7 protein-coding genes and 3 rRNA genes are annotated in these 16,214 nt (G+C 67.9%); 3 read left to right on the top strand and 7 right to left on the bottom strand.

The window, feature by feature from the left end; all coding sequences use genetic code 11:
• Positions 1-32 precede the first annotated feature (32 nt).
• Both OG455_RS13515 and OG455_RS13520 read left to right on the top strand, forming a co-directional pair.
• Positions 33-2,585: a SpoIIE family protein phosphatase gene (locus OG455_RS13515; protein ID WP_266293423.1), complete on the top strand. Its 2,553-nt coding sequence runs from the start codon at positions 33-35 to the stop codon at positions 2,583-2,585.
• Between the two features lie 453 nt (positions 2,586-3,038).
• Positions 3,039-3,608, top strand: a complete 570-nt coding sequence (locus OG455_RS13520; RefSeq protein ID WP_266293425.1) for an acetate uptake transporter — start codon at positions 3,039-3,041, stop codon at positions 3,606-3,608.
• Between the two features lie 87 nt (positions 3,609-3,695).
• Here the strand turns inward: OG455_RS13520 and OG455_RS13525 are convergent, their stop codons facing one another.
• The 7 genes from OG455_RS13525 to OG455_RS13555 all read right to left on the bottom strand — a co-directional run bounded on the left by OG455_RS13525 (position 3,696) and on the right by OG455_RS13555 (position 14,339).
• Positions 3,696-4,559: a phosphatase PAP2 family protein gene (locus OG455_RS13525; RefSeq protein ID WP_266293427.1), complete on the bottom strand. Its 864-nt coding sequence runs from the start codon at positions 4,557-4,559 to the stop codon at positions 3,696-3,698.
• Positions 4,560-4,677: 118 nt separating this feature from the next.
• Positions 4,678-4,794, bottom strand: a 5S ribosomal RNA gene (gene rrf, locus OG455_RS13530).
• 86 nt (positions 4,795-4,880) lie between these two features.
• A 23S ribosomal RNA gene (locus OG455_RS13535) occupies positions 4,881-7,999 on the bottom strand.
• Positions 8,000-8,270: 271 nt separating this feature from the next.
• Positions 8,271-9,792, bottom strand: a 16S ribosomal RNA gene (locus OG455_RS13540).
• Together the 16S, 23S and 5S rRNA genes form the textbook arrangement of a ribosomal RNA operon.
• 732 nt (positions 9,793-10,524) lie before the next feature.
• Complete coding sequence (locus OG455_RS13545) at positions 10,525-12,078, bottom strand: CoA-acylating methylmalonate-semialdehyde dehydrogenase (protein WP_266293429.1); 1,554 nt, start codon at positions 12,076-12,078, stop codon at positions 10,525-10,527.
• 176 nt (positions 12,079-12,254) lie between these two features.
• Positions 12,255-12,716 carry a hypothetical protein gene (locus OG455_RS13550; RefSeq protein WP_266293431.1) on the bottom strand — a complete coding sequence of 154 codons (462 nt, stop codon included), beginning with the start codon at positions 12,714-12,716 and terminating at the stop codon, positions 12,255-12,257.
• A gap of 84 nt (positions 12,717-12,800) precedes the next feature.
• Positions 12,801-14,339, bottom strand: coding sequence for a gamma-aminobutyraldehyde dehydrogenase (locus OG455_RS13555; RefSeq protein WP_266293433.1), 1,539 nt, complete (start codon positions 14,337-14,339; stop codon positions 12,801-12,803).
• Between the two features lie 225 nt (positions 14,340-14,564).
• On the opposite strand from OG455_RS13555, the gene OG455_RS13560 reads away from it, so the two are divergent.
• On the top strand, positions 14,565-16,208 hold the full coding sequence (locus OG455_RS13560; RefSeq protein ID WP_266293435.1) for a PucR family transcriptional regulator: 1,644 nt from the start codon (positions 14,565-14,567) through the stop codon (positions 16,206-16,208).
• Positions 16,209-16,214: the final 6 nt, after the last annotated feature.

Consider the following 16,214-nt stretch of genomic DNA (forward strand, 5'->3'; position numbering starts at 1 on the left):
CAGCCGTACCCGAACCAGAGGAGAAGCAGCCCGTGGTCACCGCGCGCGCAGCCGCCACCTTCGAGCCGGACGGCCGGTCGGCGTCCGCCGCACGCGGCTTCGTGCGTGCCGCGCTGCTGGGCTGGGGGTTGCCCGAGGTGGTGGACGACGCGATAGTCCTGGTCAGCGAGCTGGTCACCAACGCCGTGGTGCACGCGGGCACCGCCGCCGAGGTCAGCTGCCTGCGCGAGGAGGACTCGGTCCAGATCGGCGTCACCGACCGGCACCCCGAGCGCGGCCTGCCCGCCTTCGCCGGACCGGTCGCCGGGGACGGCGTCTCGGAGCACTTCGCGGACGCCGAGGGCGAGGGCGGGCGCGGGCTGCTGATGTGCTCCGCGCTCTCCAGCCGCTGGGGCGTGGAGTACTCCGCCGGGCAGAAGACCGTCTGGTTCCGGCTGCCGCTGCAGCGCGCCCTGCCCGGCACCCGCTACGCGCTGCCGCAGGCGCCCGGCGAGGTGCTGCCCAGCACCGAAGGCCCGGTGCTGGTGGCCGTCGTCCAGGTGGACGACGAGGGGCTGGTCCGCTCCTGGAACGCTGACGCGGAGGGGCTGTTCCGCCGGCCGGCCGCCGCGGTGCTCGGCAGCCGCTGGGCCGACCTGGTGCTCTGGCCGCAATCGCCCGGCGAGCACAGCGAGCTGACCGCGGTGCTCCGGCTGGCCCGCTGGGAGGGCGCCTTCGGGATCCGCCGCGCCGACCAGCGCACCATCGAGGTCTACGGCGCCCAGGTCCGGGTGCTGGACCCCACCGGCGCCCCCTCCACACTCTGCCTACTGGTCCGCGAGCGCGACCACGCCGTGCTGCGCGCCCCCGCCCGGGTGACGGTCGGCGGATCGAGCACCACGGCCGTCGAACCGCTGGACCTGCAGCTGGACGGCGTCTCCGCCGACGATCTGTCCGGCATGCTGCAGCAGACCGTGGAACGGGCCCGCGACCTGCTCGACGGCGACGCCGCCTATCTGCTGCTGATCACCGAGGACGAGAGCGAGTTCGAGGTCAGGGCCGCCACCGGGCTGCCCGCCGGGCGGGTCAAGGACGTGCGGATCCCGGTCGACAACGGGCAGAACCGGTACGACTCGGCCCGGCTGCCCGCCGTCCACGAGGACCTGTCGGTCCGTCCGGGCGCGGCCCCGCTGCTCGGCGGCTCCGGGCTGCGTTCACTGATCACCGTGCCGCTCAAGGTCGAGGGCCGGCTGATCGGCTCGCTCGGCGTGGCCGCAAGTCGGCCCGGGCAGTACGACAACGACCAGGCGCTGCGCCTGCAGTTCGCCGCCGACCGGATCGCCCTCAGCGTGGAGAACGCCCGGCTGGCCGAGCGGGAGAGGCTGCGGCGCGGCGCGCTCTCGTTCCTGGTCGAGGCCTCGGACCTGCTGGCCGGCACCCTGGAGCTGCAGCAGACCCTGGCCCTGATGGCACAGATGGCGGTGCCCACGCTGGCGGCCTGGTGCGCCGTCTACACCATCGCCGAGTACGCGCCGCTCGCCGAACTCGCCTTCGTGCTGCACGAGGACGAGGAGCGGATCGACCCGCTGCGCGCGCTGCTGCGGGCCACCGAGACCCCCTCGGACATCGCGGCCGGCGGTACCACCGCGTGGGACGGCCCGACCGGCGCGCTCACCGGGGCCGAGCCCAGCGGGCTGATCGGCCACACCGTCGCGTTGCCGCTCTTCGCCCGCAACCGGGTGATCGGGCTGCTGGTGCTGGGGACCAAGGCCGGGGTGACCTTCCGCCAGGAGATCCTGGAGCTCGCCGAGGACCTGTCCCGGCGGGCCGCCCTGGCCCTGGACAACTCCCGGCTCTACTCGGAGCGGACCGCCACCAGCCAGGCCCTGCAGCGCAGTCTGCTGCCGCCGGAGCTGCCCAAGATCCCCGGCGTCGAGGTGGAGGTCTACTACCAGGCCGCCGGCGAGGGCAACGAGGTCGGCGGTGACTTCTACGACCTCTTCCCGATCCGCGAGGGCACCTACGGCTTCGCGATCGGCGACGTCTGCGGCACCGGTCCGCAGGCCGCCTCGGTCACCGGCCTGGCCCGCAACTCGCTGCGGCTGCTGGCCCGCGAGGGCCTGGACGCCCCGCAGGTGCTGACCCGGCTGAACCGGGCGATCCTCGACGAGGGCGACCGGGGCCGCTTCCTGACCCTGCTGTACGGGGAGCTGACGCCGCGCGACGACGGCAGCGCCGAACTCAGCCTGGTCTGCGCCGGGCACCCGCTGCCGCTGCGGCTCGCCACGGACGGGCGGGTGAGCCCGGCGGCGGAGTCACAGCCGCTGCTCGGGGTGCTGGAGCACCTGGAGCTCACCGTCGAGCGGGTGGTGCTGCTGCCGGGCGAGGTGCTGCTCTGCGTGACGGACGGCGTGACGGAGCGCCGGGAGGGCATGCGGATGCTCGGTGAGGACGGGCTGGCCGAGGTACTGGCCGGCTGCACGGGGCTGACGGCGGGCGCGGTGGCGGCCCGGGTGCAGCGGGCCGTGGAGCGGTTCGCGCCCGAGCCGCCGTCGGACGACATGGCCATCATCGCGCTGCGGGTGCCGGTCCAGCGCCAGGGCTGAGCGGGCGCCGTCCGCCAGGTGCGGGGTGCCCGGGTGCGAGTCGGGCCGGGCGTCCGGCTGGGCGTCCGGCTGGGCAATGGTCACCGTCTGATGACGACTCAGCTGACAAACAGACAACTTCTGCGATTCACAAGGGTACAAGCGGTTCGGCGCGGGTAGAGACCTGCTGACCGGGGATCCCCCCGGTGAACCGAGTCCCGGCAGTCCTGAGCTGCGGGGACGCAGCAGGCCGACGCCGCCCGCGCCCTCCCGCAGGGCACCCCCGGCAAGGCCACCGCGACAGTTGCCGCTTCCGCTGCCGCCAGCACACCGATCCCTCTCGCGCACCCCCGCGTGCCCTCGCGCGCCCGGCGGGCAGCGACCCGCCCGGGTGCCCACCCCGCCATGTCCCGGACCGGTCCGCCGACCCGGAACCCACCCAGCTGTCCTGGAACCACCAGAAAGGAGCCTCCGGTGAGCAGTGACGCTACCGGGGCCAACGCCCGACCCGCATCGCTCGATGCGGGCCCCCTCGGATACCTCGCACTCGGCCTGACCCTCCTCGCCTACGGCGTGCTGCAGACCGGGATCCTGCACGGCGCCGGTGTCGCCGACGCCGCGGGCCTCGCCCACCTGGTCGGCGGGGTCGCGCTGTTCATCGCCGGGCTCTGGCAGTTCCGGGCCGGCGACACCTTCAGCGGCACCGCCTTCACCGGCCTGGGCGCCTTCTGGGCGGTCTGGGCGGCCGGGGCGGGCTCGACAGCCGGCGGCAAGAACGCGGCCGGCCTCTTCCTGCTCCTCTGGACCCTGCTGGCCCTGACCCTGGCGGCGGCGAGCTGGCAGGCCGGACTGTTCAGCCGCGGCGTCTACGGCCTGCTGACGCTCTCGCTGCTGCTGGCCGCGCTCGGCACCTTCGGCAGCTCGGGCACCCTGGTCAAGGTGGCCGGCTGGCTCGCGGCCGTGGCCGGTCTCGCCAGTTGGTACTGGGCCACCGCGGCGCTGACCAACAGCGGCTGGGGCCGGGCCGCGCTGCCGGTGAAGTGACGGCTCGGGGACTCAACGGGCGGAGCCTGCTGTCGGGGCTCCGCCCTTCCGCGTGCCGCGCCTGGTCGGCTCAACGACTGGTCGGGCTCAACGACTGGTCGGCTGGGGCTGCGGCCGCGTGACCGGCACCCCCTGGCCGTCCCGTCGGCGCCGGGCACGAAGCCGGCCGGCACCGTACTGCACCGCGTACGCGACCATCAGCAGCCACAGCGCCACCAGGCCGTCGGCCCAGAAGTGGTTGGCGGTCGCCACCACGACGAAGACGGTCAGCACCGGATGCAGCAGGATCAGCCAGCGCCAGGGCGAGCGGCTGATCGTGATCACCGCGACAGCCGCCAGGACACACCAGGCGACGTGGACCGAGGGCATCGCCGACAGCTCGTCCGCGTGCAGGCCGCCGATACCGCCCGAGTAGACCGACTGCCCGTACTCGGTCGCCACATCGACGAAACCGCTGCCCGGCAGCATGCGGGGTGGCGCCACCGGGATGAACTGGATCGCCAGGCAGGCCGCGGTCACCAGGACGACCGTGGTCCGCACCCAGGCGTAGCGGGCCCGGTGCCGCAGGAAGGCCCAGAGCAGCACCGCGATCATCACACCGAAGTGCATGCTCGCGTAGTAGTAGTTCGCCAGCCGCACCAGGACCGGATACGGCGTGATCAGCCGCTGCACCGAAGCCTCGTCCGGCAGGCCGACCCGCAGCTCCGTCCGGTGGATCCACTCGGCCCGGCTGAGCGCGTGGTCGGTGCTCATCAGCGAGAGCTGGCCGACCAGCTGCCAGAGCGCGAACAGCGCCAGCAGGGTGCCGGCTTCGCGCAGCACGGCCACCAGCCAGGGCGCGGCCGCCGCGTTCCGACGGCTCGGCAAGGCCCGCCGAACGGCGAAGGAGGCGCCGAGCAGGACCGCCGCCGTGGCGCCGGCGCTCTGCCACGAAAGGGTCAGATTCTGCAAGGCCGTGCGCCTCTCCGCCTGCCGATAGGTGTGCCAGCGAGGGTAGCGCGCGACGGGGGGTAAACACAGAGAAGCCCCGCACCTGGTTTCCCGGGTGCGGGGCTTCTCCTGAATGATTGTTCGGCGGCGTCCTACTCTCCCACAGGGTCCCCCCTGCAGTACCATCGGCGCTGTAAGGCTTAGCTTCCGGGTTCGGAATGTAACCGGGCGTTTCCCTCACGCTATGACCACCGAAACACTATGAAACTATCGGCCGCACCACACCCGTGACCAACGGTGTGGGGTCGTTGTTTCAGAACAACACAGTGGACGCGAGCAACTGAGGACAAGCCCTCGGCCTATTAGTACCGGTCAGCTCCACCCATTACTGGGCTTCCACATCCGGCCTATCAACCCAGTCGTCTACTGGGAGCCTTACCCTCTCAAGGAGGTGGGAGTGCTCATCTCGAAGCAGGCTTCCCGCTTAGATGCTTTCAGCGGTTATCCCTCCCGAACGTAGCCAACCAGCCATGCCCTTGGCAGGACAACTGGCACACCAGAGGTTCGTCCGTCCCGGTCCTCTCGTACTAGGGACAGCCCTTCTCAACACTCCTACGCGCACAGCGGATAGGGACCGAACTGTCTCACGACGTTCTAAACCCAGCTCGCGTACCGCTTTAATGGGCGAACAGCCCAACCCTTGGGACCTACTCCAGCCCCAGGATGCGACGAGCCGACATCGAGGTGCCAAACCATCCCGTCGATATGGACTCTTGGGGAAGATCAGCCTGTTATCCCCGGGGTACCTTTTATCCGTTGAGCGACGGCGCTTCCACAAGCCACCGCCGGATCACTAGTCCCTGCTTTCGCACCTGCTCGACCCGTCGGTCTCACAGTCAAGCTCCCTTGTGCACTTACACTCAACACCTGATTGCCAACCAGGCTGAGGGAACCTTTGGGCGCCTCCGTTACTCTTTAGGAGGCAACCGCCCCAGTTAAACTACCCACCAGACACTGTCCCTGATCCGGATCACGGACCCAGGTTAGACATCCAGCACGACCAGAGTGGTATTTCAACGTCGACTCCACGACAACTGGCGTTGCCGCTTCAAAGTCTCCCACCTATCCTACACAAGCCGAACCGAACACCAATATCAAGCTATAGTAAAGGTCCCGGGGTCTTTCCGTCCTGCTGCGCGAAACGAGCATCTTTACTCGTAATGCAATTTCACCGGGCCTATGGTTGAGACAGTCGAGAAGTCGTTACGCCATTCGTGCAGGTCGGAACTTACCCGACAAGGAATTTCGCTACCTTAGGATGGTTATAGTTACCACCGCCGTTTACTGGCGCTTAAGTTCTCAGCTTCGCCCCACCGAAGTGGAGCTAACCGGTCCCCTTAACGTTCCAGCACCGGGCAGGCGTCAGTCCGTATACATCGCCTTACGGCTTCGCACGGACCTGTGTTTTTAGTAAACAGTCGCTTCTCGCTGGTCTCTGCGGCCACACCCAGCTCAGAGAGCAAGTCTCCTCACCAGACATGGCCCCCCTTCTCCCGAAGTTACGGGGGCATTTTGCCGAGTTCCTTAACCATAGTTCACCCGAACGCCTCGGTATTCTCTACCTGACCACCTGAGTCGGTTTGGGGTACGGGCCGCCATGAAACTCGCTAGAGGCTTTTCTCGACAGCATAGGATCATCCACTTCACCACAATCGGCTCGGCATCAGGTCTCAGGCTATAGTTGTGCGGATTTGCCTACACAACGCCCTACACCCTTACCCCGGGACTACCACCGCCCGGGCTGGACTACCTTCCTGCGTCACCCCATCGCTCACCTACTACCCTGTTGGATCAGCGGCTCCACCACGTCCCTTCGTCCGAAGACTCCAGGCCGGCTTCACGGCTTTAGCATCCAGAGGTTCGACGTTGGCGCTTCAAAGCGGGTACGGGAATATCAACCCGTTGTCCATCGACTACGCCTGTCGGCCTCGCCTTAGGTCCCGACTTACCCTGGGCAGATCAGCTTGACCCAGGAACCCTTGGTCAATCGGCGCAAGAGTTTCCCACTCTTGTATCGCTACTCATGCCTGCATTCTCACTCGTATCCCGTCCACGACTCGATTCCTCGGCCGCTTCACCCGGAACACGACGCTCCCCTACCCATCCACAGCGCCGTTGGACGTATTCTGTGAATGACACGACTTCGGTGGTGTGCTTGAGCCCCGCTACATTGTCGGCGCGGAATCACTTGACCAGTGAGCTATTACGCACTCTTTCAAGGGTGGCTGCTTCTAAGCCAACCTCCTGGTTGTCTCTGCGACTCCACATCCTTTCCCACTTAGCACACGCTTAGGGACCTTAGTCGGTGTTCTGGGCTGTTTCCCTCTCGACCATGGAGCTTATCCCCCACAGTCTCACTGCCACGCTCTCACTTACCGGCATTCGGAGTTTGGCTAAGGTCAGTAACCCGGTGAGGCCCATCGCCTATCCAGTGCTCTACCTCCGGCAAGAAACACGTGACGCTGCACCTAAATGCATTTCGGGGAGAACCAGCTATCACGGAGTTTGATTGGCCTTTCACCCCTAACCACAGGTCATCCCCCAGGTTTTCAACCCTGGTGGGTTCGGTCCTCCACGCGGTCTTACCCGCGCTTCAACCTGCCCATGGCTAGATCACTCCGCTTCGGGTCTTGGGCATGCAACTCAAACGCCCTATTCGGACTCGCTTTCGCTACGGCTACCCCACACGGGTTAACCTCGCTACACACCGCAAACTCGCAGGCTCATTCTTCAAAAGGCACGCAGTCACGGCCCGTGTCCGAAGACACGAACGACGCTCCCACGGCTTGTAGGCACACGGTTTCAGGTACTATTTCACTCCGCTCCCGCGGTACTTTTCACCATTCCCTCACGGTACTATCCGCTATCGGTCACCAGGGAATATTTAGGCTTAGCGGGTGGTCCCGCCAGATTCACACGGAATTTCTCGGGCTCCGTGCTACTTGGGAAAAGCTCAAGTGAGCCGCACAGATTTCGTCTACGGGGGTCTTACCCTCTACGCCGGACCTTTCGCATGTCCTTCGACTATCCATACGGTTTCTGACTCACCCAGCCGCCGGCAGACGACTGAAGAACTCTCCCACGACCCCGAAGTGGCAACCCCTGCCGGGTCTCACACCACTACGGTTTAGCCTCATCCGGTTTCGCTCGCCACTACTCCCGGAATCACGGTTGTTTTCTCTTCCTGCGGGTACTGAGATGTTTCACTTCCCCGCGTTCCCTCCACATACCCTATGTGTTCAGGTATGGGTGACAGCCCATGACGACTGCCGGGTTTCCCCATTCGGACACCCCCGGATCAAAGCTCGGTTGACAGCTCCCCGGGGCCTATCGCGGCCTCCCACGTCCTTCATCGGTTCCTGGTGCCAAGGCATCCACCGTGCGCCCTTAAAAACTTGGCCACAGATGCTCGCGTCCACTGTGCAGTTCTCAAACAACGACCAGACACCCACCCTCAACACCCGAAGGCATCTCAAGTAGGACCGGCACTGAGACAACGGAAACCCGTTCCCTCAGGACCCAACAACGTGCCCGACACACCAGACTCACAGTTACGCTTTCCACGCCGAAGCAGTACTCACGAACCATCACCCAGTGTGCCGAATAGTCAACGTTCCACCCATGAGCAACCAATCCGAGGCATTCGCTCGGATCTGGCCATGTGCTCCTTAGAAAGGAGGTGATCCAGCCGCACCTTCCGGTACGGCTACCTTGTTACGACTTCGTCCCAATCGCTGGTCCCACCTTCGACGGCTCCCTCCCAAGGGTTAGGCCACCGGCTTCGGGTGTTACCGACTTTCGTGACGTGACGGGCGGTGTGTACAAGGCCCGGGAACGTATTCACCGCAGCATGCTGATCTGCGATTACTAGCAACTCCAACTTCATGGGGTCGAGTTGCAGACCCCAATCCGAACTGAGGCCGGCTTTTTGGGATTCGCTCCACCTCACGGTATCGCAGCCCTTTGTACCGACCATTGTAGCACGTGTGCAGCCCAAGACATAAGGGGCATGATGATTTGACGTCGTCCCCACCTTCCTCCGAGTTGACCCCGGCAGTCTCCTGTGAGTCCCCATCACCCCGAAAGGCATGCTGGCAACACAGAACAAGGGTTGCGCTCGTTGCGGGACTTAACCCAACATCTCACGACACGAGCTGACGACAACCATGCACCACCTGTATACCGACCACAAGGGGGCGCCCATCTCTGGACGTTTCCGGCATATGTCAAGCCTTGGTAAGGTTCTTCGCGTTGCGTCGAATTAAGCCACATGCTCCGCTGCTTGTGCGGGCCCCCGTCAATTCCTTTGAGTTTTAGCCTTGCGGCCGTACTCCCCAGGCGGGGAACTTAATGCGTTAGCTGCGGCACCGACGACGTGGAATGTCGCCAACACCTAGTTCCCAACGTTTACGGCGTGGACTACCAGGGTATCTAATCCTGTTCGCTCCCCACGCTTTCGCTCCTCAGCGTCAGTAATGGCCCAGAGATCCGCCTTCGCCACCGGTGTTCCTCCTGATATCTGCGCATTTCACCGCTACACCAGGAATTCCGATCTCCCCTACCACACTCTAGCCTGCCCGTATCGAATGCAGACCCGGGGTTAAGCCCCGGGCTTTCACATCCGACGCGACAGGCCGCCTACGAGCTCTTTACGCCCAATAATTCCGGACAACGCTCGCACCCTACGTATTACCGCGGCTGCTGGCACGTAGTTAGCCGGTGCTTCTTCTGCAGGTACCGTCACTTGCGCTTCTTCCCTGCTGAAAGAGGTTTACAACCCGAAGGCCGTCATCCCTCACGCGGCGTCGCTGCATCAGGCTTTCGCCCATTGTGCAATATTCCCCACTGCTGCCTCCCGTAGGAGTCTGGGCCGTGTCTCAGTCCCAGTGTGGCCGGTCGCCCTCTCAGGCCGGCTACCCGTCGTCGCCTTGGTAGGCCATTACCCCACCAACAAGCTGATAGGCCGCGGGCTCATCCTGCACCGCCGGAGCTTTACACCAACCCCCATGCGGAGGAAGGTCATATCCGGTATTAGACCCCGTTTCCAGGGCTTGTCCCAGAGTGCAGGGCAGATTGCCCACGTGTTACTCACCCGTTCGCCACTGATCCACCCCGAAGGGCTTCACCGTTCGACTTGCATGTGTTAAGCACGCCGCCAGCGTTCGTCCTGAGCCAGGATCAAACTCTCCGTGAATGATTACCCGTAATCGGGTTCACACCCGCGTTGAGCGGCACGACAACCACCGGAATAGGGCGGCCCCGTGCACTGCGTCCTCGCTGTGTCTTACTTCAAAAGGAATCTCCAACCCCCACCAAACGGTGAAGGCCGGGGATGTCAACATATCTGGCGTTGACTTTTGGCACGCTGTTGAGTTCTCAAGGAACGGACACTTCCTTCAAGCCGCTCTCGCAAGCTCTCCGGGCATTCGTTTCAGTGTTACTGCGTTCTTTCTTCTCTTCGAGCTTATCAGACCCGCCTCCCGGCGTTTCCCGACTCGCTCTCGGTGTTTCCAACCTTACCAGGTCTTCCGCACCGCTCCGGCCTCAGGAGGCCTTCACCGTACCGGACCTGACGGCCCGTCCGACGTGTTGAACTTTAGCCCAGTCCCGCTCCGAAAAGCGAATCCGGCCCCACTCACCGAATTACCGGCACAGCAAATCAGACCGGCTCCGTGATGCGCGAAAAGCAGCACGCGAAAAGCCGGACGTTGTACTGAGAGTTGGTGTTTCAGAGAGTGGCCGCCCCGGGACCGTCCGCGCAGACGCGTGTCCGGTTCTCCCTGCCGAGCGACTAGGACACGCTACGCCCTCCGCGGCCGTCGTGCAAACAGCACATGAACGGCGTCGGCCGGCCCGCCCCGGTGGGGTGGGCCGGCCGACGCCGGATGAGTCTGCCGGTGGGCGTCCCCGAGGTCGCCCGGCCGGATCAGCTGTTGGTCGGGAAGCCGAGGTTGATCCCCCCGTGCGAGGGGTCGAGCCAGCGCTGGGTCACGGCCTTGCCACGGGTGAAGAACTGCACGCCGTCGGGGCCGTACGCGTGCGCGTCGCCGAAGAGCGAAGCCTTCCAGCCGCCGAAGGAGTAGTACGCCACCGGGACCGGGATCGGCACGTTGATCCCGACCATGCCGACCTCCACCTCGTGCTGGAAGCGCCGGGCCGCACCGCCGTCATTGGTGAAGATCGCGGTGCCGTTGCCGTACGGGTTGGCGTTGATCAGCTCCAACCCCTCCTCGTAGGAGGAGACCCGGACCACGGAGAGCACCGGGCCGAAGATCTCGTCGTTGTAGACCGACATGCCCGGCTTCACGTGGTCGAAGAGGGTCGGGCCCAGCCAGAAGCCGTCGGCCGTGGGTCGGCCGGTGACGTCCTCGCCCGCGATCGGGTGCTTTCGGCCGTCGACGGCCAGCTCCGCACCGTCCGCGACACCCGACTCCACGTAGGAGGTGACCTTGTCGCGGTGCTGGCCGGTGACCAGCGGACCCATCTCGCTCTCGCCGTTGCAGCCGGGGCCGACCTTGAGGGTGGCCATCCGCGCCTTGATCTTCTCGACCAGCTCGTCGCCGATCGGGTCGACCGCGACCAGCACCGAGACCGCCATGCAGCGCTCGCCGGCCGCGCCGAAGCCGGCGTTGATCGCGGCGTCGGCGCTCAGGTCCAGGTCGGCGTCGGGCAACACCAGCATGTGGTTCTTGGCACCACCCAACGCCTGCACCCGCTTGCCGTACCGGGTGCCGGTCTCGTAGACGTAGCGCGCGATCGGGGTGGAGCCGACGAAGCTGACCGACTTGATGTCCGGGTGCTCCAGCAGGCGGTCGACCGCGGCCTTGTCGCCGTGCACCACGTTGAAGACGCCGTCCGGCAGCCCTGCCTCCCGCCACAGCTCTGCGATGAAGTTGGCCGCCGACGGGTCCTTCTCGGAGGGCTTGAGGACCACCGTGTTGCCCGCCGCGATGGCGATCGGGAAGAACCAGAGCGGCACCATCGCCGGGAAGTTGAACGGCGAGATGATGGCGACCGGGCCCAGCGCCTGGCGGATCGAGTAGACGTCGATCCCGGTGGAGGCCTGCTCGGTGAAGCCGCCCTTGATCAGCTGCGGGATCCCGCAGGCGTACTCGATGACCTCCTGGCCGCGGGCCAGCTCGCCGAGCGCGTCCGAGTGCACCTTGCCGTGCTCGGCCACGATGATCGACGCCAGCTCGTCCTTGCGGGCGTTGAAGAGCTCGCGGAAGGCGAAGAGGACCGTGGTGCGCTTGGCGATGGAGGCGTGCCGCCACTCGCTGAAGGCGCCGGCGGCCGCGGCGACGGCCTGGTCGACCTCGGCGATCCCGGCGAAGTCCACCTGACCGGAGATCTGCCCGGTGGCCGGGTCGTAGATGTCGCCGCGCCGGGGGGCCGTACCGGCGGTGGGCACCGAGGCGCCGTCGATCCAGTGGACGACGTGCTTCGGGGCGCCGGCCTGGCGTTCAGTGGTGGTGTTCAAGTTCCTCTGCCTCCAAGGTCAGGCTCACGGGGGCTACCGCGCTCGTCCTCCAGTCTGGTCCGCGCCCCGGGCCGACTCAACGAGCACACTGACGGGGATACCCCGATCGGCCTTACATCCCGTCGGCACCGGCAGATCCCGTCGGCACCGGCAGGCTCCAGGGCCGCACGGGCACCTCACGGATGCTCCCTGGGCCCACCCAGCCCGGCGGCGGCCTCGTGCAGCGCGAGTTCCAGCGCCACCGGGTCGGTGAGCCGCCCCGAGCCGTCCGGCGGTACCAGCCAACGCGGTCCCGGACCGCGCCGGGCCGGGTGCGGAACCGCGATCCAGGCGCCGTCCCCGGCGACCCGCACGCCGGTGCCGACCCAGCGGGCGGCCGTGCCGACCGGGACCAGGAAGCCGACGCTGTCGTCCCCCGGGTCGAACAGCACCGGCCCGCCGCCGGACAGGCCGGCGAGCAGGCGCAGCGTGGGCCGGCCGAGGCGGCCGGGGACCAGCAGCACGTCCCAGCGCAGCCCGGCCGGCAGCAGCACCAGGCCCGAGACGGACCGCTCCCACTCCCGGCGGCAGGCCTGGGGGGCGGGCGCGGCGGCGGCCAGCCAGGCCGCGGCCGCGGCGATCGGTCCGGTCTGCTCCATGGCCGTCCTCCACTCGTCCAGGCGGCGGCTGCGGGCCGCCGTTCCGAGAGGAGAGACGGCCCTGGGGGCCGACTCTTACAACGGTCAGGCCCGGTCGCCGAAGACGGTCCGGTGCCAGTCCTTGCGCGCCACCGCCGTGGTGTCGAACATGACGTGCTTGACCTGGGTGTACTCGTCCAGCGAGTACTGCGACATGTCCTTGCCGTAGCCGGAGGCCTTGTACCCGCCGTGCGGCATCTCGCTGATGATCGGGATGTGGTCGTTGACCCAGACGCAGCCGGCCGCGAGCTCCCGGGTGGCGCGCAGCGAGCGGTGCACGTCGCGGGTCCAGGCGGAGGCGGCCAAGCCGTAGGGGGTGTCGTTGGCCAGCCGCAGGCCCTCGTCGTCGCTGTCGAACGGGAGCACCACCAGCACCGGGCCGAAGATCTCGCCCTGCACCACCTCGCTGTCCTGGGCGGCGTCGGTGATCAGGGTGGGCGCGTAGTAGGCGCCCCGGCCCAGGTCGGTGCCGTCGTGCCCGCGAGCGGGGGCGGCGCCGCCGGTGACGACGGTGGCGCCGTAGCCGCGGGCCCGCTCGACGAAGCCGGCCACCCGGTCCCGGTGGGCGAAGGAGACCAGCGGGCCGAGGTCGGTGTGCGGGTCGCGCGGGTCGCCGAGCCGGATCGCGGCGAACAGTTCGGCGACCCCGTCGACGAAGGCCTGGTAGAGCGGGCGCTGGACGTAGGCACGGGTCGCGGCGGTGCAGTCCTGGCCGCTGTTGATCAGCGAGCCGGCGACCGCGCCGTGCACGGCGGCCTGCAGGTCGGCGTCCTCGAAGACCACGAAGGGGGCCTTGCCGCCCAGCTCCAGGTGGGTGCGCTTGACGGTGGCTGTGGCCAGTTCGGCGACCCGGCGGCCGACCCCGGTGGAGCCGGTGAAGGAGACCATCGCGACGTCGGGGTGGGAGACCAGGCGCTCGCCGGCGGTCCTGCCGCTGCCGGTGACCACGTTGACCACGCCGTCGGGCAGACCGGCCTCGGTGCAGGCGTGGGCCAGCATCAGCGAGGTGAGCGGGGTCAGCTCGGCGGGCTTGAGCACGATCGTGTTGCCGGCGGCGACGGCCGGCAGGATCTTCCAGGCGGCCATCTGCAGCGGGTAGTTCCACGGCGCGATCGAGCCGACCACCCCGATCGCCTCGCGGCGCACGTAGGAGGTGTGGTCGGCCGAGTACTCGCCGGCCGCCTTGCCCTCCAGGTTGCGGGCGGCACCGGCGAAGAAGGCGGCGTTGTCGATCGTGCCGGGGACGTCGAACTCGCTGGAGAGCTTGATCGGCTTGCCGGTCTGGGCGGTCTCGACGTGGGCGAACTCCTCGGTCCGCTCGGCCAGGATCGCGCTGAGCCGCAGCAGGGCCTCGGCCCGGGTGCCGGGGGTGGCGCGCGACCACTCGGGCAGCGCGGCCTTGGCGGCGGCCACGGCGGCGTCGACGTCCTCGGTCGAAGCGAGCCTGACCTGCTGGACCGTGCTGCCGTCCGCGGGATTGACCACGTCGAACGGCTCGTAGCCGGTCCCGGTGGTGAGCCGGCCCCCGATGTACTGGGCGCCGCCCGCGAAACTGCTCAGATCCACATCACTGCTGCGGTCCATCGGTCGGTTCTCCTCCATAGGTCCATTCCACCCGCTCCGGTCCGCCGAACGATGCCTGCCGGTCCGGGAGCCCGGCAAGGCTCACTCCGACAGCCGAGCCGCCAAGAGCCTTACAGAGTGGAAAGCCCGGAGTGGGGCAACAGGTCGTCATGGGGATGCATGATTCACCTGACACCTTGCTCCCCCACCCATGATCCCCGCCGCCCGCCGTTCAGGAGGCCCGCTGTGCTGCCCACCGTCGCCCGTGTGCTCGATCTGGACGTGATGCGCCGCGGCCTGCCCCAGGTGGTGGCCGGTGCCGACCAGCTGGAACGCCCGGTGCGCTGGGTGCACGTGAGCGAGCTGCCGGACGTGGCCGGGATGCTGCAGGGCGGCGAGCTGGTGCTGACCACCGGCATCGCGCTGCCCGAGGACCGCGAAGGGCTGGCCCGCTACGTGCGGGAGCTGGTCGAGATCGGTGTGGCGGGACTGGTGGTGGAGTTCGGCCGCCGCTACTTCGACACCCTGCCGCGGGCCCTGGTGCACGCGGCCGAGCAGCGCGGACTGCCGCTGATCGTGCTGCGCCGCGAGCTGCGCTTCGTGGCGGTCACCGAGGCGGTACACGCGCTGGTGGTCAACGCGCAGCTGGAGCAGCTGCGGGCCTCCGAGGCCGTGCACCAGGTCTTCAACGAGCTGGCCGTGGAGGGCGCCGAGCCCGCCGAGGTACTGCGCCAGATCGCCCGGATGGCAGGTGCGCCGGTGGTGCTGGAGAACCTGAGCCACCAGGTGCTGGCACACGACCCGGCGGGGCGCACCGAGGTCGAGCTGCTCGACCAGTGGGAGCGGCGTTCGCGCGCGGTGCGGCCGGCCGGGCGCACCGGCCACGACCCGCGCAGCGGTTGGCTGGTGACGGCGGTGGGCGCCCGCGGCGAGGACTGGGGCCGGCTGGTGCTGATCGAGGAGCCCGGCGCACTGCCGGACCAGGAGTCGCACCCCTGCACCATGCTGCTGGAGCGCGGCGCGGCGACCCTCGCGCTGAACCGGCTGCTGGTGCGCGACCGGGAGAGCCTGGAGCGGCAGACCCACCGCACCCTGCTCTCCGGGATCATGACCCACGCGCTGACGGTCAGCGAGGTCGCGCTGCGGGCGCAGGCACTGGGGGTCCCGCTGGACGGGCGGCGCCTGGTCGGCGTGGTGCTGCGGCGGCGCGGCGGCCAGCTGCCGGCCGCGCTGGAGGCCCAGGCGCGGCTGCGCGACTTCACCGAGCTGGCGGCTGCCGCGGCCCGCGCCAGCCGGCTCTCGGCCCTGGTGGGGGCGCTGGACGACGAGGGGGTGGGGCTGCTGATCGCACTCGGCTCCCAGCAGGACGAGCACGCCTCGCTGGAGGCCTTCGCGGCCGCGTTGCGGCGGCTTTCGGCGGACGGCGGCAAGGAGACGGCCGCGCCGGTGGTGGCGGTGGGCTCCTCGGTGGGCTCGGTCCGCGATGCCCGCCGCACCCTGATGGAGGCCACCCAGGTGGCGGACGCCGCACTGCACGAAGTGCCGGGCACCCGCGCCGCGTCGTACTACCGGCTGCCGGACGTGCGGCTGCGCGGGCTGCTGCACCTGCTGCGCGACGACGCGCGGCTGCAGACCTATGTGGAGCGGGAGTTGGGCCCGCTGCTGGCGCACGACGCGGAGCACGGCTCGCAGCTGGTGCCGTTGCTGCGGGTCTACCTGGAGCAGGGGCGGAACAAGTCGGCCGCGGCAGACGCTGCGCATCTGTCGCGGCCGAGCTTCTACGACCGGCTCCACAAGGTGGAGCGGATCCTGGCCGTGGATCTGGACCAGGTCGAGTCCTGCCTCTCGCTGCACGTGGCCCTGCTGGCGCTGGACGCGGTGCGGCGCTGAGGGGTC

It is taken from the genome of Kitasatospora sp. NBC_01287, from assembly GCF_026340565.1.
Taxonomy (GTDB): Bacteria; Actinomycetota; Actinomycetes; order Streptomycetales; family Streptomycetaceae; genus Kitasatospora.